Raw genomic sequence first — 20,537 nt, forward strand, 5'->3', positions numbered from 1 at the left:
AGGTGAACAGCCGGTGAACCCTCGGGCATCTTTCGTACGCCGCCTTCCGAGGGCCCCCCTGGCTGAGCCGCAGGTCCTAGGCCCACGGCCCGATGTGCTGATCGCCGCGCACCCGTAGCGTCTTTTGTCATGACGTATAAGGCACTGACCGCAGGACTTGTCGCGCTGGTCTCCCTGGTGGCCGTCGAATACCTGGCCGTCGCGATCGCCATGCCGGTGGTCGCCAAGGAACTGGACGGCATGCGGTTGTACGGCCTCGCCTTCAGCGGAGCCATAGCCGCGGGAGTCGTCGGCACGGTGCTGGGCGGCCGATGGGCCGACCTGCGCGGCCCGCGGGGCCCACTCTGGGCAGGCGTGATCGGGTTCGTCGCCGGACTCGTGCTCGCCGGGCTGGCCGGCAGCATGGAGGTCCTGATCGCCGGACGCCTGGTGCAGGGCTTCGGCGGCGCGCTCGTCACCGTCTCCCTGTACGTCGTGGTCGCCCGCGTCTACCCCGAGCATCTGCACCCGAAGATCTTCTCCTTGTTCGCGACCGCCTGGGTGGTGCCGTCCATGGCCGGTCCCGCGCTGGTCGGGGTCGTGGTCGACACGATCGGCTGGCGCTGGGTGTTCCTCGGCGTCCCGCTGCTCACGGTGCCCGCCGTCCTGCTCCTCTGGCGCGGCCTGGCGGGCCGCCCGGTCACCGGCGGCCAGGCCGAGCCCGCGCCCGGCCTGCTGGTCAAGACCGGCTGGGCCGCGCTCACCGCGGTCGGCGCCGGCCTCGTGCAGTACGGCGGTGAGGGCCGGACCCTGCTGCTCGTCGCCGGATTCGTCGTCCTGGCGGTCGCCCTGCCCCGGCTGCTGCCCAAGGGCACGCTGCGCGCCGCCCGCGGCCTGCCCGCCGTCGTCGCCCTGCGCGGTCTGGCCGCGGGGGCGTTCTTCGCCGCCGAGGTGCTCGTCCCGCTGATGCTGGTCAAGGAGCGCGGCCTGTCGCCGTTCCTCGCCGGGCTGGCCCTGACCGGCGGCGCCCTGACCTGGTCGCTGGCCTCCTGGCTGCAGGGGCGCGAGGTGTTCAGCAGGGCCGTCAACCTGCGCGGCGGGATGGCCGCGCTCGCCCTCGGGTTCGTGCTGATGGGCGTGGTCACCCTTCCCGGGGTGTCCGTCGCGCTGGCCTACCCCTCCTGGATCGTGGCCGGGTTCGGCATGGGGCTCATCTACCCGACGCTGTCGGTGCTCACGCTGGAGTTGTCGGAGCCGGGGGAGCAGGGCGTCAACAGTTCGGCGCTGCAGGTCGGCGAGAACGTCTTCTCGGTCGTCGCGGTCGCGGTCACCGGCGCGCTGTTCGCCGCGATCGGCTCCGGCTACTGGGCGGTCTTCGCCTTCGCCCTGGTCATGGCCCTGATCGGCCTGTGGGCGGCGCCGAGGTTCCGCACCACCCCGCTGGCGGAACCTGCTGCCGTGCAGGGATAAATCCGGAAAGTCGCCCTCCGTCCCTGCCCGGCAGGGCAGGATGGCCACCTGGCTCGTTCCCCGGCGCGCGGGGAACGAGCCAGATAGGTGATCAAGACGTGGCGGAAGCGCACGTTCCCCTGCCGCGAAGAATGGGCACAAACCGGTCGGACGCTTCCTGCCAGCGCCGCGAGGTGTGCTCATGATTTCCCTGGTCGGGATCGAGGAGGAGTACCTCGTCGTCGATCCCCAGACACGTCATGTCGTTCCCCGGGCCGCGGAGGTACTGGCCGCCGCCACGGCGGTGCTCGGCGAGGACGTCGCCCACGAGATCACCCGATTCCAGGTCGAGGCGCGCACGCCGCCCTCGGCCGACCTGAACGAACTGGGCGGCAGACTGCGCGCCGCCCGCAAGGAGGTCGCCTGCGCGGCCCGATCCTGCGGGCTGGCCGTCGTGGCCAGCGGCATCCCCGTGCTCGGCGACGTCGTGCCCGCCCCGCTCAGCGAAGGCCCCCGCTACGAGCAGGGCCGGGACCTCTACCGCGCGCTCCAGGACGAGATCAGCATCTGCGCCCTGCACGTGCACGTCGACGTGCCCGACCCCGAGCACGCCGTCTACGTCGGCAACCACCTGCGCCCCTGGCTGCCCACGCTCATCGCGCTGGCCGCCAACTCGCCGTTCTTCGTCGGCCGCGACACCGGCTACGCCTCCTGGCGGGTGATCAGCTGGGGACGCTGGCCGGTCTCGGGGGCTCCGCCGTACTTCCCCAGCTTCGCCGACTACGAACTGGCCCTGTCGGCGCTGTCGGAGTCCGGCGCGCTGATGGACCCCGGCACGGTCTTCTGGGACGCCCGTCCCTCACCGCGCCTGCCCACCGTCGAGGTGCGGGTCGCCGACGTGCCGCTTGACGTCAACGACAGCCTGACCATCATCGGCCTGATCCGCGGCCTGGTCGTTACCGCGCTGGCCGACGTCGCCCGCGGCGACCTCGGCCCGCCGGTCTCCAGCGAGGTCATGCGCGCCGCCTACTGGCGGGCGGCCCGCGACGGCCTCGCCGGCGACAGCCTGGACGTCCGCGCGGGCACTCTGGTTCCGGCCCGGTTGATGGCCGCCCGCCTGTTCGACCACGTACGGCAGGCCGTCGGCGACGCCGGCGACCTCCCGTTCGTCGCCGCCGGACTCGACCGCCTGACCAGACGCGGCTCCGGCGCCGAACGCCAGCGCCGGGTCCACGCCAGGGGCAACGCCCTGACCGACGTCGTGGACGACCTCATCGAGGCGACCGTCGCCTGACCGTTTCCGGTGCCGGTAGGGGAGGTATCAGCCGGTGAAGTAGAGGCCGAGGCCGAGCAGGATCATGGCGGCGATGGTCGGCCGCTGGGCCGAGTCCGGCAGGTAGAGCGCCAGGAACCAGGCACGGGTGTCGTTGCCGGTGATCTTGAAGACCATGGGCGCTCAGGCGCGGAGGCGGAGACCGCGGGGAGTCGGGTGGAAACCGGCCGCTTCCAGGGCCGCGCCCAGCGGGGAGTCGTTGATCGAGGTGCCGTCCGCGCGCTCCACGGTCAGCTTCCCCAGCGCCCCGTCCCGTACGGCCAGCGCCAGCGCGTCCACCGCAGGCTGCAGCCGGTCGTTGTCGGCGAACGACAGCAGCGTCTTGCCGCCCCGCTCGACATAGAGCACGAGATACCCGTCGACCATCACGACCAGGCTGCCCGCCTTCCGGCCCGGCTTGTGCCCCACCTCTCCAGGATGCGCGGGCCACGGCAACGCCGCCCCGTACGGGTTGGCCGGATCGGCCGCCGCCAGCACCACCGCCCGCGACCCTGCCCCGGGCCGTCCGCTCTCCAACCCCCGCCGCGGCTCCGGGTCGCCGGACGCCGGGGTGTCGGATCGGCTGCTGGACATCGCGCGCATCCGGTCCACCGCGCCCGGCAGGGCGAACTGGGCGCCCCCGAGGCCCTCCACGAAGTAGCCCCGGCGGCAGCGTCCGCTCTCCTCGAAGGCACGGAGCACCTGGTAGACCGCCGCGAACCCGCCGGGCAGCCGCTCCGAGGTCACCGCACCGCGGGTCACCACGCCGTGCCGTTCGAGCAGCACTTCGGCCTGAGCCTGCGCCCGCAGGGTGGTCTCGGCCGACGGAGCGGGCAGCAGCCACCAGCGGCCGGCGACCGTCGGCGGCCCGCCTCGGCTGGGCAGCACCGCGCGCCGGCGCCTCGTGGTGGCGGGCCGGTGGGCCGGGCGGCCCGAACCGAGCACCGCCCTGAGCGGTGCGAGCGTGTCGCCCGACACCCGCCCCGACCACAGCAGATCCCAGAGCGCCGCGCTCAGCGCCGAGTCGTCGAGCGAGCCCACCCGATCAGACAGGCCGCGGAAGAACAGCGCCCCGCCCGACCCCAGCACGTCGAGCACCTGCTCGTGCAGCGGCGTCATGGTGATCTCGGCCGGGTCGGGCAGGAGCAGGGGCGCGGTGTCGGCGAAGTACAGCGAGACCCAGCCGTCGCCGCCCGGCAGCGACCCCTGCCCCGCCCAGACGACCTCGCCGGAGGCGGTCAGCTCGTCGAGCAGCGCGGGGGAGTAGCCGGGCACCCTGGACGGCAGCACCAGCGTCTCCAGCGCCGAGGCGGCCACGGCCGCACCCTGAAGCTGCTCGATCGCGTTGACCAGGGCGTCCATCGCCCGAGCCTCCACCACCCCACGGCCACGGCTCCCGGCGTCACGAGCCACCCCGCCTCCGGCCAGGCCGCCTCCGGGCACTCCGCTTCCGGCCACTCCGCCTCCGGCAGGGCCGCGTCCGGTGATGCCATGCCAGGCGGGTGCGAAGCGGGCCAGCGTCTCGGCCGAGACCGGCTCCACCTCTTTGCGCAGCCGGGCCAGCGACCTGCGGCGCAGCAGCCGCAGCACCCCGCCGTCGCACCACTCCTCGCCTCTGCCCCCCGGCCGGAACTCGCCGTTCACCACCCGCCCGGTGACCGCCAGCCGGCGCAGCGCGTCGGTGACCACGGCGACGCCGAGGCCGAACCTGGCGCCGGCCGTACCGGCGTGGAAGGGGCCGCGGGTGCGGGCGTGCCGGGCGACCAGGTCGCCCAGCGGGTCGGCGACCGGTTCGAGGAACACGTGTGGGACGCCCACCGGCAGCGGCGCGCCCAGCGCGTCGCGCAGCCGGGCGGCGTCCTCGATCGCCGCCCACTGCTCCTCGCCCGCGATCCGCACCCGGATCGCCCGGCGTGCCCGCTCCAGCTCCGCCAGCCAGGCGGGGTCGCCCTCGCGCACGCTCACGTCGGCCGCCAGCAGCGGCCCGTGCGAGCGCAGCAGGTCCGACAGGTCCTCCAGATCGCGCAGCGGCCGGTCGAGCCGGGCGAGCTCCCGCTCGGTGTCGGCGATCACGTCGGGGTCGAGCAGCTCGCGCAGATCCGCCTGGCCGAGCAGTTCGGCCAGCAGCGTCGTGTCCAGCGCGAGCGCCTGGGCTCGCCGCTCGGCCAGCGGCGCGTCACCCTCGTACATGAACGCGCCCACATAGTGGAACAGCAGCGACGCCGCGAACGGCGAAGCCTGCGACGTCTCGACCTCCACCACCCGCACCCGCCGCGCCGCGATGTCCCGCATCAGCCGCACCAGCCCCGGCACGTCGAACACGTCCTGCAGGCACTCGCGCATCGTCTCCAGCACGATGGGGAACGAGGCGTACTGGCTCGCCACCCCGAGTAGGTGCGCGGCCCGCTGCCGCTGCTGCCACAGCGGCGTCCGCCTGCCAGGAGTACGGCGGGGCAGCAGCAACGCCCGCCCCGCGCACTCCCGGAACCGCGACGCGAACAGCGCCGCCCCGCCCAGCTCCTCGGTGACGATCTGCTCGATCTCCTCGGCGTCGAAGGCGGCCACGTCCCCCGGCGGCTCGGCCAGCGTGTCCGGGATGCGCAGCACGATGCCGTCGTCGGAGTGCACGGCCTGCACGTCCACGCCGTACCGCTCGCGCAGCCGCCGGTTGATCGCCAGCGCCCACGGGGCGTGCACCCGTGCCCCGTACGGAGAGTGGATCACCACCCGCCAGTCGCCGAGCTCGTCGTGGAAACGCTCCACGAGCAGCGTCCGGTCGTCGGGCACATAACCGGTCGCCTCACGCTGCTCGCTCAGGTAGGCCAGCAGGTTGCCCGCCGCGTACTCGTCGAGCCCCGCCGCCCGCATCCGCTCGGTCGAGGCGCCCGCCGCCGTCACCTCGCGCAGGAAGGCGCCGATCGCCCGGCCCAGCTCGGCGGGCCTGCCCATGGTGTCGCCGTGCCAGAACGGCAGCTTGCCCGGCTGCCCCGGCGCGGGCGAGACCAGGACCCGGTCGGCCGTGATGTCCTCGATCCGCCAAGAGGTCGCGCCCAGCACGAACACGTCGCCCGCGCGCGACTCGTAGACCATCTCCTCGTCCAGCTCGCCGACCCGCGACCCCCGCTCGCCCACGAGGAACACGCCGAACAGCCCCCGGTCGGGGATCGTGCCGCCGTTCGTCACCGCCAGCCGCTGCGCCCCGGGCCGCCCTTGCAGCGTGCCGGTCACCCGGTCCCACACCACGCGGGGTCGCAGCTCGGCGAACTCCTCACTCGGATAGTGCCCCGCCAGCATGTCGAGCGTCGCCTCCAGCGCGGTACGCGGCAGCGTCGCGTACGGCGCGGCCCGCCGGACCACCGCCTCCAGCTCGTCCACAGTCCAGTCGTCGAGCGCGGTCATCGCCACGATCTGCTGGGCCAGCACGTCGAGCGGGTTGCGCGGATAGCGCAGCTCCTCGATCTGGCCGCTCTTCATCCGCTCGGCCACCACAGCTGTCTGGACCAGGTCGCCCCGGTACTTCGGGAAGATCACGCCGCGCGACACCGCGCCCACCTGGTGCCCGGCCCGGCCGATGCGCTGCAGGCCGCTGGCCACGCTCGGGGGCGCCTCCACGCAGGCGACCAGGTCCACCGCGCCCATGTCGATGCCCAGCTCCAGGCTGGAGGTCGCGACCACGGCGGGCAACCGGCCCGACTTGAGCGCCTCCTCGATCTGCGCCCGCTCCTCCTTCGACACCGACCCGTGGTGCGCCCGCACGATCTCGGGCACCGCGCCCTTGCTCGCGCCCGCCTGCGCCATCATGTCGGCGGGAGCCGTTCGCGCCGGAAGGCCCTGGCGCGGCGCGCCCTGCCCGTCGCCCTCGCCTCCCGGATCGGTCTCCCAGATCGACAGGTCGATCGCCTCCAGGCCCTGCCGCCGCTCGAAGGCCAGCTCGTTGAGCCGCGTGCACAGCCGCTCGGCCAGCCGCCGCGAGTTGGCGAACACGATCGTCGAGCTGTGCTCCTCGATGAGGTCGAACAGTCGCTCCTCCACATGCGGCCAGATCGAGCGCTTCGAGGGCTCGGGGCCGAACAGCTCCTCCTCCGTCCGCTCGGGACGGGCCGGCGCCTCCAGCTCGGTCATGTCCTCGATGGGCACCACGACCTCGACCTCGATCACCTTGTCCGAGGGCGGCTGCACCACCGCCGCGGGCCGCGACCCGCCGAGGAACGCGGCGACCTCCGCGACCGGCCGGACCGTCGCCGACAGGCCGATGCGCTGCGCGGGCCGCTCCAGCAACGCGTCGAGGCGCTCCAGGCTGAGCGCCAGGTGGGCGCCGCGCTTGGTGGCGGCCACCGCGTGCACCTCGTCGACGATCACCGTCTCGACTCCGCGCAGCGCCTCCCGCGCCTGGCTGGTGAGCAGCAGGAACAGCGACTCGGGCGTGGTGATGAGGATGTCGGACGGCTTCGTCGCGAACCGTCTGCGCTCCTGCGCGGGCGTGTCGCCCGAGCGGATCGCCACCGAGATCTCCGGCACCGGCAGCCCCAGGCGCCGGGCGGTCTGCTTCATGCCGGCCAGCGGGGCGCGCAGGTTGCGCTCCACATCGACGGCCAGCGCCTTCAGCGGCGAGATGTAGAGGACTCGGGCGGATGCGCGCTCGGATGGCGTGGCCGCCAGCCTGTCGAGTGACCACAGGAAGGCGGCCAGTGTCTTGCCGGACCCGGTGGGCGCGACGACCAGCGTGTTGTCGCCCCGCGCGATCGACTCCCACGCGCCCTCCTGGGCCGCGGTGGGCGCGGCGAAGGCGCCGGTGAACCACGTGGTGGTCATTCTGCTGAACTGGTCTAGCGCGCTCACCTGCCCATAGTGCCTCGCGGCACCGACAGAAATCGCCGGCCGTCCTGCCGTACCGAGGAGATTGTCGCCTTCGTGTGCGGTTGAGGCCCTGCGGGCGCGGACATAGAGCGGGTGAACGGGTTCCCGCGGAGGAGGACCGGTGAGCATCGACCACGCGGCCATCGAGGCGCGGCGCGAACGCATCAGGGAGCGATATCTCCTGCCGCACCGCCCGTCGAGCAGCGCCCGCGGCCTGCACCACTTCGCGCTGCTGTCCTCGGACGTGGAGCGGACGATCCTCTTCTACCAGGAGCTGCTGGAGTTCCCGCTCACGGAGATCTTCGAGAACCGCGACTACGAGGGCTCCAGCCACTTCTTCTTCGACATCGGCAACGGCAACCTGCTGGCCTTCTTCGACTTCCCCGGCCTCGACCTGGGGCCCTACCAGGAGGTGCTCGGCGGCCTGCACCATGTCGCGATCTCGGTCGACCCGGCCACCTGGGAGCGGCTCAGGGGCAAGCTGGAGATGGCCGGCGTGCCGCACCAGATCGAGAGCGGCGCCTCCATCTACTTCAGGGACCCCGACGGCGCCCGGCTGGAGCTGCTCGCCGACCATCTCGGGGAGATGTACGGCTCGCGCGTGCTGTGACTATCTCCGCGAGGCCCGCCGGGTACGCGGCTCACCTCCACGCGGCCGCCGGTCGAGCGCCGCGTGCCGCTCGGCCCGCTCGGCCTTCTCCTGCTGTACGGCCAGCCGCAGAAGTAACAGCAGGTGACGTCTGCGGGCCCTGTTCGCCTTGACGGAAGCGGTTCTCCGCGGAGCCGCTTTGGGGGGTTTCGGCATGTGGCATGTCCTACCCACTCCCGGGCGGGTTCCATACTTGGGAGATGCGCCTGACCGAGTTCTGGAGACGGATGCGGGCTCACTTCGGTGAGACGTACGCCGATTCGTGGGCACACGACTACGTGCTCGCCCCGCTGGGCGGGCGAACCGTGGTGCAGGCCCTGGAGCAGGGCGAGAACGCCAAGACCGTGTGGCGGGCGGTCTGCCAGGTGGTGGAGGTCGACGGCCGCCTGCGCTGACTACCGCCGGAGTTCGGTCCAGGTCAAGCGTCCTCCAGCGTCGCCTTCAGGGACTGCGCCGCCTGCTCCAGGTCGCCCACGCCGCTCTGGCCGCCCGGCGACCACAGGAACGCCCAGCCGCCGGCCGAGGGCGTCGCGAAGACGATGGTCTGCCGGCCGGTACGGGGATGCCAGACCCACAGCACCGGGTCCGCGCCGCCGATCATGCGGCTGACGAGCCCGTGGTCGGGTAGGAGCGCGGCCAGCGCCTCCAGATGGGCGCGCCGCTGTCCGGTGTACGTGCTCGTCACCTCGCCGCCTTCCGGCTTTTTCCTCAGGATCACCCCAGGTCACAGCCATGGCAACAGCCGGGGCGGATTGCCCGGGAAAGTCGGCGCCCCAGGAGCCGCACCGGCGCGTTCGGGATACGATCGAACAATCGTTCGGCTAAGATTGGCCAGGCCGGGACCGCGAGAAGCCCCGTCTTCCTCGGCGTCGGCGGAAAATGTCGGTGGCACGCCGTAGCTTTCAGTCGACCGACCAGACCACGACCCTCCAGGGGAGTTCCCATGGCTATCAACGACCGCGAGAAGGCCCTTGAGACTGCCCTCGCGCAAATCGAGCGGCAGTTCGGCAAGGGCTCCGTCATGCGCCTCGGCGATGACGCCAGGGCTCCCATCGAAGTGATCCCGACCGGTGCCATCGCGCTCGACGTCGCGCTCGGCATCGGCGGCTTCCCCAGAGGCCGCATCGTCGAGGTCTACGGCCCGGAGTCCAGCGGTAAGACGACGGTGGCGCTGCACGCCGTCGCGTCCGCGCAGCGAGCCGGCGGCATCGCCGCGTTCATCGACGCCGAGCACGCCCTCGACCCCGAATACGCCAAGAAGCTCGGCGTCGACACCGACGCCCTGCTCGTCTCCCAGCCCGACACCGGTGAGCAGGCGCTCGAGATCGCCGACATGCTGATCAGGTCGGGCGCCGTCGACATCATCGTCATCGACTCGGTCGCGGCCCTGGTGCCCAAGGCCGAGATCGAGGGCGAGATGGGCGACAGCCACGTCGGCCTCCAGGCCCGCCTGATGTCCCAGGCGCTCCGCAAGGTCGCCGGCGCGCTCAACAACACCGGCACCACCGCGATCTTCATCAACCAGCTCCGCGAGAAGATCGGCGTCATGTTCGGCTCGCCGGAGACCACGACCGGTGGCAAGGCGCTGAAGTTCTACGCCTCGGTCCGGCTCGACATCCGCCGCATCGAGACCCTGAAGGACGGCACCGAGGCGGTCGGCAACCGCACCCGCGTCAAGGTCGTCAAGAACAAGATGGCCCCGCCCTTCCGCGTCGCCGACTTCGACATCCTGTACGGCGTGGGCATCTCCCGCGAGGGCGGTCTCATCGACATGGGCGTCGAGCACGGTTTCGTCCGCAAGTCCGGCGCCTGGTACACCTACGAGGGCGACCAGCTCGGCCAGGGCAAGGAGAACGCGCGAAACTTCCTGCGCAACCACCCCGACATGTCCAACGAGATCGAGAAGAAGATCAAGGACAAGCTGGGCGTGGGCCCGCGCATCGACGCCCCGGCGGAGGCCCCCGCCGCACCTCCGGTCGCCGCCGCCGCTCCCACCGGTCGTGGCAGCAAGGCCGCCACCCCGAAGCCCGGTGACGTCTGATCGGCTTATCCATGAGCGACCCGACTCACCCCTTCTTCCAGAAGAACCCAACCCCCGGCCACTCTCAGAAGAGCTCCACTCCGCCCTCACCCGACGACGAACGAAGGCCCGACCCGTCTGCGGACGGTCAAAGGCCGGGCGCGTCGCCGGAGGGGGGCGGGCATGACTTCTTCCAGAAGGGGCGCGGATCAGGCACGCCCAGGGAGGAACCTGAGGCGGAACGCTCCGGCGAAGGCCGGGCGCGGGATCTGTCCCGTGAGAGAGGCACGCTGAGCGGGCCTCAGGATGACTTGGCTCGATCTACGGATGGCCGGGGGCTCTTCTCGGGTTCGACGGGTGGGCCTGGTGGGGGCTGGGGAACGGGTCTGCCTCTGGGCCAGAGTGCGTCGGACGGGTCTCAGGATTCGAGGCCGTTCATCCAGGAGAGAGGGGCAGCCTCATCGCGGGAGGACCGTGGACTGGGGTCGCCTCGGGGTGATCTCTCGCTGGACCTGTCACAAGGGGAGCGTGAGCCGACCGAAGAGCCTGCGGTAGGCCTGGCAGGAGCAGAGGTTGGGGCTGAGGTCGGGGTGGGGGCCTCTGGGGTTGATGCGGTTTTGGCCGCAGAGGGGGCTGCGGTAGGGAGTTCTGGGGCGGACGAGTCGCATCCTCACGACTGGGGCGCTTGGCCGGACCTGCCCGCTCGGTCGTCTCGCACCCGCTCGAAGCGTGCTCGCCGTGCGTCTGCGGATGACGGGTCACCACCGGGCTCCGGCCGTGTGTCCTCGGGTGATACGCGCGGCGATGAGGCTCGTGGTGGTGAAGGTCGTGGTGGTGAAGGTCGTGGGGGCGGTCGGCGGCGTGGGTCTACGGGACTTGGTGCCGAGCCCGGCGTAGGCGAGTACATCTCTGATCCCGAAATCTCAGCACACGACCCTGAAATCGGGCGCGCGGGGCACATTCCTCGTTCCCGGGGGTTGGGCTACGACACTCCTGGCTCTGGCGGGATGAGCTACGGGCATGACTCTGAAGCCGAGGGAGCAGGGTATGCCTCCGGGCCTGAAGAGGCTGGCGCCGGAGCCGATCACGGCGACGCGCCTTACGACCCTGATCCCGGCCCCTACGACACGGGGCTTCCGTCTGGGGATGACGGTATGGAGGAGGGGCGAGCGGGCCGAGGGCGTCGAGGTGGGAAGAAGGCGCGCAAGGGGCGGCAGTACGGCGAGTCCGGTGGTGGGGGGCGTTACTCCTCCGGTGGGCGGCGTTCAGAGGCGGGGAGTCGGCTGCCCGACGGGCCGGATGACGGGTCTCCGGCGAGTAGAGGGGCTGCGGCCGATCCGCAGTCCGTGGCGCGGGCGATCTGTCTGCGGCTGCTCACCATGGCGCCCAAGACCAGGGCACAGCTCGCCGAGGCACTGCGCAAGCGGGAGGTGCCCGACGACGCGGCGGAGGCCGTACTCGACCGGTTCACCGAGTTGGGGCTCATCGACGACGAGGCGTTCGCCGAAGCGTGGGTGAACTCCCGGCACCACGGCCGTGGCCTGGCCAAGCGTGCCCTCGCCGCCGAACTGCGCCACCGGGGAGTCGACGGGGACACCGTCAACGAGGCCGTCGAGCAGCTTGATCCTGACCAGGAGTTGGAGACGGCCCGAAGGCTCGTCGACCGGAAGCTGTCCTCCAGCCGAGGGCTCGACCCCCAGGCCAGAACCCGCCGCCTGGCCGGCATGCTCGCCAGGAAGGGCTACTCACCCGGTCTGGCCTACCGCGTCGTCCGCGAAGCACTCGAAAACGAAGGCGTCCCAGTGGAGGACGACTACCCCTGACGGGCTTCCACCCCTCAACACCGCGCCTCCATAGGACACGCCAGGACCCACAGATACGCCAAGCAGCGGAAGCCACCCCGACCAGCACGTGCGATGCGAACCGCCCGGCCGGGGGCACCACAGCATGCCTGAGCGCAACTGCGCACCTGGGGCGGTGGCTACGGCTTGAGGTCGAGTTGGATGCGGTGGATGGTGGTGAGGAAGGGGGAGAAGCCCGTGATGACGGATGGGCCGTACTCGCCGGTGTCGCGGAGGCGGATGCGGAGGGGGTTGCCGAGGTGTTCGGCGGTGATCTCGTAGCGGCCGATGGGGACGTCCAGCACGCCTGAGCCGTCGCCGCCGCGCTCGGCCCGGCGGGTGATGACCTCGCCGGGTGATCCGTCGATCAGCGGCCCCTGCGGGGTCAGGGTGAGTACGACGTCCTCGTCCTGGAGGAAGACTTCCGGGTTCTGCGGGTTGTAGGACTCCAGGTGGAAGAGCACCATGCTGCCGTAGAAGCCCAGCCCGTCGGACCGCTTTCCGGTGAGTCGCCAGGTGAAGTCGCGGACGGCCCCGTCCGTACCGGCGAAGGGGGTGTCGTCGTGGGGTGTGAGCTCCATCGTGTAGTCGCGCCCCTCGAAGCTGCGGGTCACGGTGCCGGTCACCCGGAAGGTGGCAGTGGGCACGTCGGTGCTCACCCGGTAGCGACCGTTCTCGTCCGTCGTCATGACCAGGTTGCTGTTGTACAGCAACTGGTTGTCAGCGACGATCTGCGCACCTGCCACGGGGTCGCCCGCCGCGTCCACGACCCGGCCCTTGAGCACCCCGGCCTCAGCCCCGGTCCGCCGCTCCACCACGGTCCCCTGCCCGGTGTCGGTCGTTCCCGTCATCAGTTCCCCGCCTTCGATCGCGCAGCCGCTCAGGACCGCGATGAGCACACTCACCACAACCGCTTTTCGCATGCGGGCACGCTAGAGGGATGACCTTGGAATCGACTTGGGGCGGGCGATCAGGCGTCCGGGCGCCGCAGCTCGACCTGCGAAAACAGGATCAACCAGGATGGACGCGGGCGAGCCAAAGCCTCTCCGCCAAGCGGGTCCGGCGGGTGAAATACCTAAGATCCACACACCTTCGCCCAGGCCCGTGATATGCGCTTTGACCTGCGACGGCGGGGTCAAGAGAAAGCCAAGAGAGGGCCATGCGGGTGCTTGCTCGTGACAACTTCGACGCATAACCTCGACGGCAGTGAGGAGTTACTCCGCGCAGTGCGGATTGGCATACCGGTGAACGACGGACGAGCGAGATCGATAGACCGAGGTGGGCGAGGTGTCGGCTGTTGCAGTCGACGCCCGGTCGGCCTTGTCTTGATATTTGTCCTGGTGGGGCCACCGTTTGGGCCATCCGTGCCGCGCACGTGACACCTCCTGTGGGTTGAGGTTGGCGACGCGGAGGGCGGGGCGCACATGGGGACGCTTGTCGTGGTGCTGGCGGTGGCGGTGCTCCTTCTGGCGTTCGTGACCATCGCCGCGATCGTCGTGCTGCTGCGCCGTACCGCGGAGCACCTTCCACGGGTGGTGGGGCCGACGCCCGAGCAGCTCGCCGAGGTGCACGACGAGCTGGAGCAGGCCCGGCGGGAGGCCGGGCAGATCCGCGGCAAGGCGGAGTCCGACGCCGGTGAGATCCTGCGCCGCTCGGAGGCGGCGGCCGAGAGCGCCGCCCAGATGCGCAAGGAGGTCGAGGAGGAGAGCCGCATCCTCAAGACCGAGCTCAAGGAGCTCAGGGCCGACCTCGAACGCCGGGAGAACCGGCTGGCCGAGCGCGAGCAGCGGCTCGACGAGGAGGCCAGGCGGCAGGCCGAGCGCGACCGCAAGCTGGCCGAGACCGAGACGGAGCTGGCCGACCGCCGCGAGGAGCTGCTCCAGGTCGAGGCGGAGCGGCGGGCGATCCTCGAACGGGTCTCCGGGCTGACCGGCGAACAGGCGAAGTCCGAGCTGGTCAGGGAGATCGAGAACCAGGCCAAGCGCGAAGCCGCGCTGATCATCAGGGAGATCGAGGGCGAGGCGCGCAAGGAGGGCGAGAAGCGCGCCACCAAGATCGTGACGCTGGCGGTGCAGCGAGTGGCCGCGGAGCAGACCGCGGAGTCCGTCGTGAGCGTGCTGCACCTGCCCGGCGACGAGATGAAGGGGCGGATCATCGGTCGTGAGGGCCGCAACATCCGGGCGTTCGAGACGACCACCGGGGTGAACCTGATCATCGACGACACGCCCGAGGCGGTGCTCCTGTCGTGCTTCGACCCGGTACGCCGGGAGACGGCCAGGCTCACCCTGGAGAAGCTGGTGCTCGACGGGCGCATCCACCCGCAGCGCATCGAGGAGGCGCACGAGCGCAGCCGCGCCGAGGTGCAGGACCTGTGCGCCCGCGCCGGTGAGGACGCCCTGGTCGAGCTGGGCATCACGGACATGCACCCGGAGCTGACCCTGCTGCTCGGCCAGCTCCGCTACCGCACCTCCTACGGGCAGAACGTGCTCAAGCACCTCATCGAGTCCGCGCACATCGCCGGGATCATGGCCGCCGAGCTGCGCCTGGACCACGTGCTGATGAAGCGCTGCGCGCTCCTGCACGACATCGGCAAGGCGCTCACCCACGAGGTCGAGGGCAGTCACGCGCTGATCGGGGCGGAGATCGCCCGCCGGTACGGCGAGCACGAGGACGTCGTCCACGCCATCGAGGCGCACCACAACGAGGTCGAGGTGCGTACCGTCGAGGCGGTCCTCACCCAGGCGGCCGACGCGATCAGCGGCAGCCGTCCCGGGGCCCGCCGAGAGTCGCTGGAGGCGTACGTGAAGCGGCTGGAGCGGCTGGAAGAGATCGCGCAGTCGTACGACGGGGTGGACAAGGTCTTCGCCATGCAGGCGGGGCGGGAGATCCGCGTCATGGTCAAGCCGGACGCGATCGACGACATCCAGGCGCAGGTGATCGCCCGCGATGTGGCCAAGCAGGTGGAGGAGGAGCTCACCTATCCCGGGCAGATCCGGATCACCGTGGTGCGGGAGTCCCGGTCGACGGAGTTCGCCCGCTAGGCAGGCGTCACCAGCGGATCTCGGCGGACTCCAGGCCGCCGCCGAACGCGGAGGTGCCGGTGCGCTTCCAGCGTTGCTTGGTGACGTACCACCTGCCGGTCGCCGCGCTCACCTCGTACCAGCCGCACGTCTCGATCTCGCCCTCGTACGCGAAGCGCATGTCGTGGCAGGCCAGGCGCTTGCTGACGGTCGTCTCGGTGCGCGAGTCGTACAGTTCGATGCCGATGTCGGCGGCCATGCCGACCGGGCCGCGCATCCGGCCCATCATGTAGATCTTCCCGCCGCTCACCTTGATGCACGGGCTCATGTACACCCCGCTGCCCACCGCGCCCCACGAACGACAGCTCTCGCTCACCTGCGGTTTCGGCTCGGGCGAGGTCTCGCCTTCGGGCTCGGGCGCGACGGCGGACTGCTTCGTCACCGGTTCCTTGGTCGGTTCGGGCTTCTTCTCCTCGGCGGGGCGTACGGTCCGCTTCGGCTCGGCGGTCTTGACGGGCGGCTTCGTCACCACGGCCTTCGGGGACTGCACGGGTTTCGGAGGCTTCGTGGTGGTGGTCACAGAGCCGCGGGAGGGCTTGCGGGTGGTCTCCGGGGCGTCGGACTTGGTCGTGGCGCCCGGGACCTCGGAAGTGGATGGGGGCGTGCTCTCGGGTGCGGTCGGGCGGCCCTGGGAGACCAGTCGCGTGGGCTCGTCTCGCGGGATGGTGACGAACAGCGCGGTGACGGCCGCCGCCGCGACGGCACACGCACCCACGGCGATCAACGCCCGCCGCCCACTCCGGGGCACCACGACACCACTCGCCGCGCGCCCCTTTCCATCTCCCGCGACGGCACCGTCTCCCGCGACGGCACCGCCTCCCTTGGCGGCCACACCCGCCGGGGGGATGGTCGAGCTCTCCCCCCGACCCGACTGGGTGTCCTCACCACGGCCCCCGCCCGGGACGACAGGCAGGGGAGGCGACAGCGGGGTGAGGGGCACGGCGGTCGCCGCCAGCGGGGCCTCGCGGGACACGAGCGCGAGGGCGGGGGCGGCACCGAGCGCGGGTACGGCCGAGCGCAGGGAGGCGATGACGTGCTCCAGCGGCGGCCGTACCCCGGGATCCTTCGCCGTGCAGCCCTCGATCACCCGCCACAGCACCTCGGGCATCCCCGGCAGCCGCCGCGGCGCCATCTGGAAGGCGCAGTGCAGCGCGCTCAGACTGTGCCCGGCCGCGAACGGCGCCCGCCCGGCCAGCAGCTCGTACAGCACCATGCCCAGGGCGTACACATCGGCGGGGGGCGCGGGCCGCTCGCCGGCGATGATCTCCGGTGCCATGTACACGGGCGTCCCCGCGACGGTCCCCGAGGTGTGCGCGGTGGTGCTGTGCAGGATGCGCGCCACGCCGAAGTCGGTCAGCCGCAGCGTCTCGGTGTCGACCAGCACGTTGGCGGGCTTCACGTCGCAGTGCACGATGCCTTCGCCGTGCGCGTGCGCGAGGGCGGCGGCCAGCTCGGCCGCGTACCCGGCGGCCCTGGCGGGTGTGAACGTGCCGGACCGGCGTCGCAGCGCTCCCAGGTCGCCGCCCGTCACCAGGTCCATGACGATGGCGATCCGCTCGCCTTCGAGCACGAAGTCGCGGATGCTCACGATGCCCGGATGGCGCAGTCGCAGCAGCACGGTCCGTTCTCTGACGAACCGCGCGACGATCTCCGGATCAGTGCTCAGGTGCCGGTGCAGGATCTTGGCCGCGACGTGCTCGTCCGTCCTGCGGTCCAGGGCTCGCCACACGGTGCCCATGGCGCCCTCGCCCAGAGGTTCGAGGAGGCGGTAGGCGCTGCCGAGCGCGTCATTCATGTCGTCGCCCCCATTCACGATCGATCATGTTAGGGGAGCTATCGCGACATGTCAGGTCTCAGGAGAAAAGTTGTTGATAAAAGGCCAGCTCGGCGGCCAGCGCGGCGGTCCGCGTCTCGGCCCGGCGGAACCCGTGCGCCTCGCCCTCGAACGACAGGTACGTGCACGGCACGCCCCGCTCGGCCATCGCGTCCGCGAACGCCGCCGACTGCGCGGGCGGCACCACCGGGTCGTCCAGCCCCTGGAGCAGCAGCATCGGGCAGCCGATGCCGTCGACCAGGCCCAGCGGCTCGCGTGAGCCGTACACCGAAGGGTCGCCGACCAGCCACTCCACGTAGCGGGACTCGAAGTCGTGGGTGTGCTCGATCAGCGGGGCGAGCGCGCTGACCCCGTAGTAGGAGACGCCTCCGGCGAACACCTCCGAGCGGCAGCAGGCGGCCATGACCGTCCAGCCGCCCGCGCTGCCGCCGCGGATCGCGATGCGCGCGGGGTCGGCGAGCCCCTCGGCGGCCAGCCACTCGGCCGCGCCGATCGTGTCCTCGACGTCGACGACGCCCCACTGGCCGCGCAGCAGCTCGCGGTAGGCCCTGCCGTACCCGGTCGAGCCGCCGTGGTTGACGTCGATCACGCCGATGCCGCGCGAGGTGAAGAACGCCTTCTCCAGGTCGAGCGCGGTGCCGCTGTGGGCGGTCGGCCCGCCGTGGACGAAGACGACGTACGGCGCGGGCGTGATCGGACCCGCCGGCGGGTAGAGGTTGGCGTGCACCCGCCTGCCGAACCTGGTCGGAAACTCCACCTGCCGGGGAACCGGCAGGCTGGCGACGTCGGGCAGGTCCTCGACGCCGCGGCGCAGCTCCTCCACCCGCCCGGTCGCCGTGTCGATCCTGGCGATCGAGCGCGGCAGCGCGGGACCGTACGCCACCCCGACCAGGGACGACCCGTCCGTGGCCAGGATCGGATCCCACCCGCCGAAGGGCACGTCCAGGTCGCCCAGCACGCCCGTCTCCGGGTCGAGCAGCCCCACCCGCAGGTCACCCCGCCCGTGCAGCACGGCGAGCCGCCCGTCGTCCATCACCAGGTACGGCCGCAGCCCGAGGAACCACGGCGGCGCGGCGAACTCCTCCTCGGCCGGGTACAGCGCCTGCGGCGCGCCGCCGTGCAGGTCGACCCGGTACAGGTTCCACCAGCCCGACGCGTCGGAGACCAGGTAGAGGCAGGCGTCGTCGCGCCACTGCGGGGATAGGACGGACTCGGCGGGGCCGCCCTTGATCGTCCGGGTGTACCCGTCCCGCAGCCGGGTGACGCGCAGCTCGGTGCCGTTCCACGGCATGCGCGGGTGGTTCCAGCAGATGTAGGCGAGATGCTCGCCGTCGGGGGACAGGGTGGGCGAGGCGTAGAAGTCGCTGCCGGTCACCCACTCGCGCGGCTCGCCGCCGTCCAGCGGGATGGACATGATCGCGCGGGTCACCTTGCCGTCGTCCGGCCGGCCCTCGCTCACGCACCAGACCGTGTCGTCGCGCACCGCCAGGTCGGCGTAGCGCAGCCCGTTCTCGTCGGTGATCGGGGTCGGCTCCTCGCCGTCGCGCAGCAGGTAGAGGCGCTGGTCGTCGTGGTTGACGAAGACGAGGCCGCCGGGGGAGAGCGCGTAGGAGCAGCCGCCGTACTCGTGGACTCTGCTGCGGGCGCTCCACGGGGCGGGCAGCAGCTCGGTGCGCGTGCCGTCGGCCGCGCGGCGCACGATCGTGGTGCGCCCGCCCTCGCCGGGGCGGTCCTCGGTCCACCACACCCGCTCGCCCAGGACGGTGGGCCAGCCGAGGCGCAGGCCCGCGCTCGCGACGTCGGTGGTGGAGATGGATGAGGACCGGAGCTCGGGAGGCATAGCCGAATCCTGCCCGAAAACCGGCCCGTGAGACACCGAATACGAACGGGCGGTCACCGGAACCGGTGACCGCCCGACCGAGGTCATTCCATCGTGGCGACCGCGCCCGCGCCCGGACCGCCCTTGAGGGTCACGCCCGCGGGCAGCGCGCCGGGCGGCGCCACCGGCGGCGCCGCGGTCTTGCGGCTGCGCCTGCTGCGCTTCTCCAGCCAGGTGGCCAGCGCGCTGAGCGCCATGTTCAGGCTGATGTAGATGATCCCGATGACGATCGCGGCCGGGATCAGCGACCCGAAGAACCGGGCCGGGATGATCTTGAACCCCATGTTGAGCAGGTCCACATAGGCGATGATGTAGCCGAGCGCGGTGTCCTTGAGCAGGACGACGAGCTGGCTCACGATGGCCGGCATCATCGCCGTCACCGCCTGCGGCAGCAGGACCAGGCGCATCACGCCGCCCTTGCGCAGCCCGATGGCGTACGCCGCCTCGGACTGCCCGCGCGGCACCGACAGCACGCCCGCCCTGACCACCTCGGCCAGCACCGACCCGTTGTACAGCATCAGGCCGACGACCACGGCCACGAAGGCGTAGTCGCCGCCGCCCATCACGCTGGGCGCCAGGTAGAAGATGAAGAAGATCAGCAGCAGCAGCGGGATGGCCCGGAAGACCTCCACCACCAAGCCCGCCGGGATCCTGATCCACTTGTGGTCGGAGAGCCTGGCGAGGCCGAAGATCGCGCCGAAGAGCAGCGCGAGGACCGCGGCCAGCGAGGCCGCCTTCAACGTCCCGACCAGGCCGGGGATGATGTAGTCCGTCCAGGTGGAGGCCTGGACGAACGGCTCCCAGATCTTCCACTCCCACTGGTTCTTCTCGTCGAACTTCACGTAGACGACGTAGGCGGCCGCCGCCACGGCGACGAGGGTCAGCAGCGTCAGCCCGTGGTTGCGCAGCCGGGCGCGCGGCCCGGGAGTGTCGAACAGGACCGAACTCGTGCTCATCGGACCACCGCCAGTCTCCGGGACAGCCAGCCGGTGAAGTAGCCGATCGGCAGCGTGACGGCCATGAACGCGACCACGATCCCGAGGAAGATGGGGATCGACACGCCTGTGTCGTCGAAGACGAGCTTCATCACGAACGCCGACTCCGCGAGGTAGCCGCCGGCGACCGCGACGGTGGTGTTCTTGATCATCGCGATGATCACGCTGCCCAGCGGGGCGATCACCGCGCGGAACGCCTGCGGCAGGATGATCATCCGCAGGGACTGGGAGAACGTGAGCCCGATCGCCCTGGCCGCCTCCGCCTGCCCGAGCGGCACCGTGTTGATACCGGCGCGCAGCGCCTCGCACACGAACGCCGCCGTGTACACCGACAGGCCCATCACGACCAGCCAGAACGAGTTCACCAGCGGCGTCTGGGAGAAGGTCACCCCGATGGTGTCGCTGAGCCCCAGCGCGGAGAAGGCCAGCACCAGGGTCAACGGCGTGTTGCGCACGATGTTGACGTAGGCCGTGCCGACGGCCCGCAGCACGGGCGTGGGCGAGACGCGCATCGACACCAGGATCGTGCCGAGCACGAGCGCGAACACCGCGCACATGACGGAGAGCTTGATGTTCTCCAGGAACCCCTCGGCGAGGTCCGGCGCGTATTTGATCAGATCATCCATAGTGCTCCACCGGCGG

Annotated in this window: 16 protein-coding genes; 7 read left to right on the forward strand and 9 right to left on the reverse strand. The window is 71.4% G+C overall.

Annotation, left to right across the window (positions count from 1 at the left end; genetic code table 11):
* Positions 1-129: 129 nt before the first annotated feature.
* Together ABZ911_RS12780 and ABZ911_RS12785 are read left to right on the forward strand one after the other, a co-directional pair.
* Entirely contained in the window at positions 130-1,449 is a 1,320-nt protein-coding gene (locus ABZ911_RS12780) for an MFS transporter (RefSeq protein WP_358054688.1), read from the forward strand.
* A gap of 181 nt (positions 1,450-1,630) precedes the next feature.
* Entirely contained in the window at positions 1,631-2,722 is a 1,092-nt protein-coding gene (locus tag ABZ911_RS12785; protein WP_358054689.1) for a glutamate--cysteine ligase, read from the forward strand.
* A 27-nt stretch (positions 2,723-2,749) separates the two neighbouring features.
* Here the strand turns inward: ABZ911_RS12785 and ABZ911_RS12790 are convergent, their stop codons facing one another.
* Entirely contained in the window at positions 2,750-2,878 is a 129-nt protein-coding gene (locus ABZ911_RS12790; protein ID WP_358054690.1) for a hypothetical protein, read from the reverse strand.
* Positions 2,879-2,884: 6 nt separating this feature from the next.
* On the reverse strand, positions 2,885-7,579 hold the full coding sequence (locus tag ABZ911_RS12795; RefSeq protein ID WP_358054691.1) for an ATP-dependent helicase: 4,695 nt from the start codon (positions 7,577-7,579) through the stop codon (positions 2,885-2,887).
* 139 nt (positions 7,580-7,718) lie between these two features.
* Between ABZ911_RS12795 and ABZ911_RS12800 the strand changes: the two genes are divergently transcribed.
* Positions 7,719-8,207 carry a VOC family protein gene (locus ABZ911_RS12800; protein ID WP_358054692.1) on the forward strand — a complete coding sequence of 163 codons (489 nt, stop codon included), beginning with the start codon at positions 7,719-7,721 and terminating at the stop codon, positions 8,205-8,207.
* Here the strand turns inward: ABZ911_RS12800 and ABZ911_RS12805 are convergent, their stop codons facing one another.
* Positions 8,208-8,402: a hypothetical protein gene (locus ABZ911_RS12805; RefSeq protein WP_358054693.1), complete on the reverse strand. Its 195-nt coding sequence runs from the start codon at positions 8,400-8,402 to the stop codon at positions 8,208-8,210.
* Positions 8,403-8,446: 44 nt separating this feature from the next.
* On the opposite strand from ABZ911_RS12805, the gene ABZ911_RS12810 reads away from it, so the two are divergent.
* Positions 8,447-8,641 (forward strand): DUF3046 domain-containing protein, encoded by a 195-nt coding sequence (locus tag ABZ911_RS12810; protein ID WP_358054694.1) that lies wholly within the window; start codon positions 8,447-8,449, stop codon positions 8,639-8,641.
* A gap of 23 nt (positions 8,642-8,664) precedes the next feature.
* Here the strand turns inward: ABZ911_RS12810 and ABZ911_RS12815 are convergent, their stop codons facing one another.
* The gene (locus ABZ911_RS12815; RefSeq protein ID WP_358054695.1) at positions 8,665-8,931 is read right to left on the reverse strand and encodes a hypothetical protein; all 267 of its coding nucleotides are present in this window, start codon (positions 8,929-8,931) and stop codon (positions 8,665-8,667) included.
* A gap of 258 nt (positions 8,932-9,189) precedes the next feature.
* Here ABZ911_RS12815 and recA point away from each other — a divergent pair, with 258 nt between their 5' ends.
* The gene (gene recA / locus ABZ911_RS12820; protein ID WP_358054696.1) at positions 9,190-10,287 is read left to right on the forward strand and encodes a recombinase RecA; all 1,098 of its coding nucleotides are present in this window, start codon (positions 9,190-9,192) and stop codon (positions 10,285-10,287) included.
* A 1,262-nt stretch (positions 10,288-11,549) separates the two neighbouring features.
* Entirely contained in the window at positions 11,550-12,089 is a 540-nt protein-coding gene (gene recX, locus ABZ911_RS12825; protein ID WP_358054837.1) for a recombination regulator RecX, read from the forward strand.
* 158 nt (positions 12,090-12,247) lie between these two features.
* Here recX and ABZ911_RS12830 read toward each other — a convergent pair whose 3' ends face one another.
* Entirely contained in the window at positions 12,248-13,030 is a 783-nt protein-coding gene (locus ABZ911_RS12830; protein WP_358054697.1) for a carboxypeptidase-like regulatory domain-containing protein, read from the reverse strand.
* Between the two features lie 501 nt (positions 13,031-13,531).
* Between ABZ911_RS12830 and rny the strand changes: the two genes are divergently transcribed.
* Entirely contained in the window at positions 13,532-15,148 is a 1,617-nt protein-coding gene (gene rny / locus ABZ911_RS12835; protein WP_358054698.1) for a ribonuclease Y, read from the forward strand.
* A 7-nt stretch (positions 15,149-15,155) separates the two neighbouring features.
* On the opposite strand, the gene ABZ911_RS12840 is transcribed toward rny, so the two are convergent.
* The 4 genes from ABZ911_RS12840 to ABZ911_RS12855 all read right to left on the reverse strand — a co-directional run bounded on the left by ABZ911_RS12840 (position 15,156) and on the right by ABZ911_RS12855 (position 20,521).
* Positions 15,156-16,982, reverse strand: a complete 1,827-nt coding sequence (locus ABZ911_RS12840) for a protein kinase (RefSeq protein WP_358054699.1) — start codon at positions 16,980-16,982, stop codon at positions 15,156-15,158.
* A 58-nt stretch (positions 16,983-17,040) separates the two neighbouring features.
* The gene (locus ABZ911_RS12845; RefSeq protein ID WP_358054700.1) at positions 17,041-18,861 is read right to left on the reverse strand and encodes a prolyl oligopeptidase family serine peptidase; all 1,821 of its coding nucleotides are present in this window, start codon (positions 18,859-18,861) and stop codon (positions 17,041-17,043) included.
* A gap of 83 nt (positions 18,862-18,944) precedes the next feature.
* Positions 18,945-19,856 (reverse strand): amino acid ABC transporter permease, encoded by a 912-nt coding sequence (locus ABZ911_RS12850; protein WP_358054701.1) that lies wholly within the window; start codon positions 19,854-19,856, stop codon positions 18,945-18,947.
* Positions 19,853-20,521 (reverse strand): amino acid ABC transporter permease, encoded by a 669-nt coding sequence (locus ABZ911_RS12855; protein ID WP_358054702.1) that lies wholly within the window; start codon positions 20,519-20,521, stop codon positions 19,853-19,855. Before ABZ911_RS12855 ends, ABZ911_RS12850 begins: the two co-directional genes overlap by 4 nt.
* Between the last annotated feature and the right edge of the window lie 16 nt (positions 20,522-20,537).

Origin of the sequence: Nonomuraea sp. NPDC046570 (assembly GCF_040645915.1) — a bacterium.
Lineage (GTDB): Bacteria > Actinomycetota > Actinomycetes > Streptosporangiales > Streptosporangiaceae > Nonomuraea.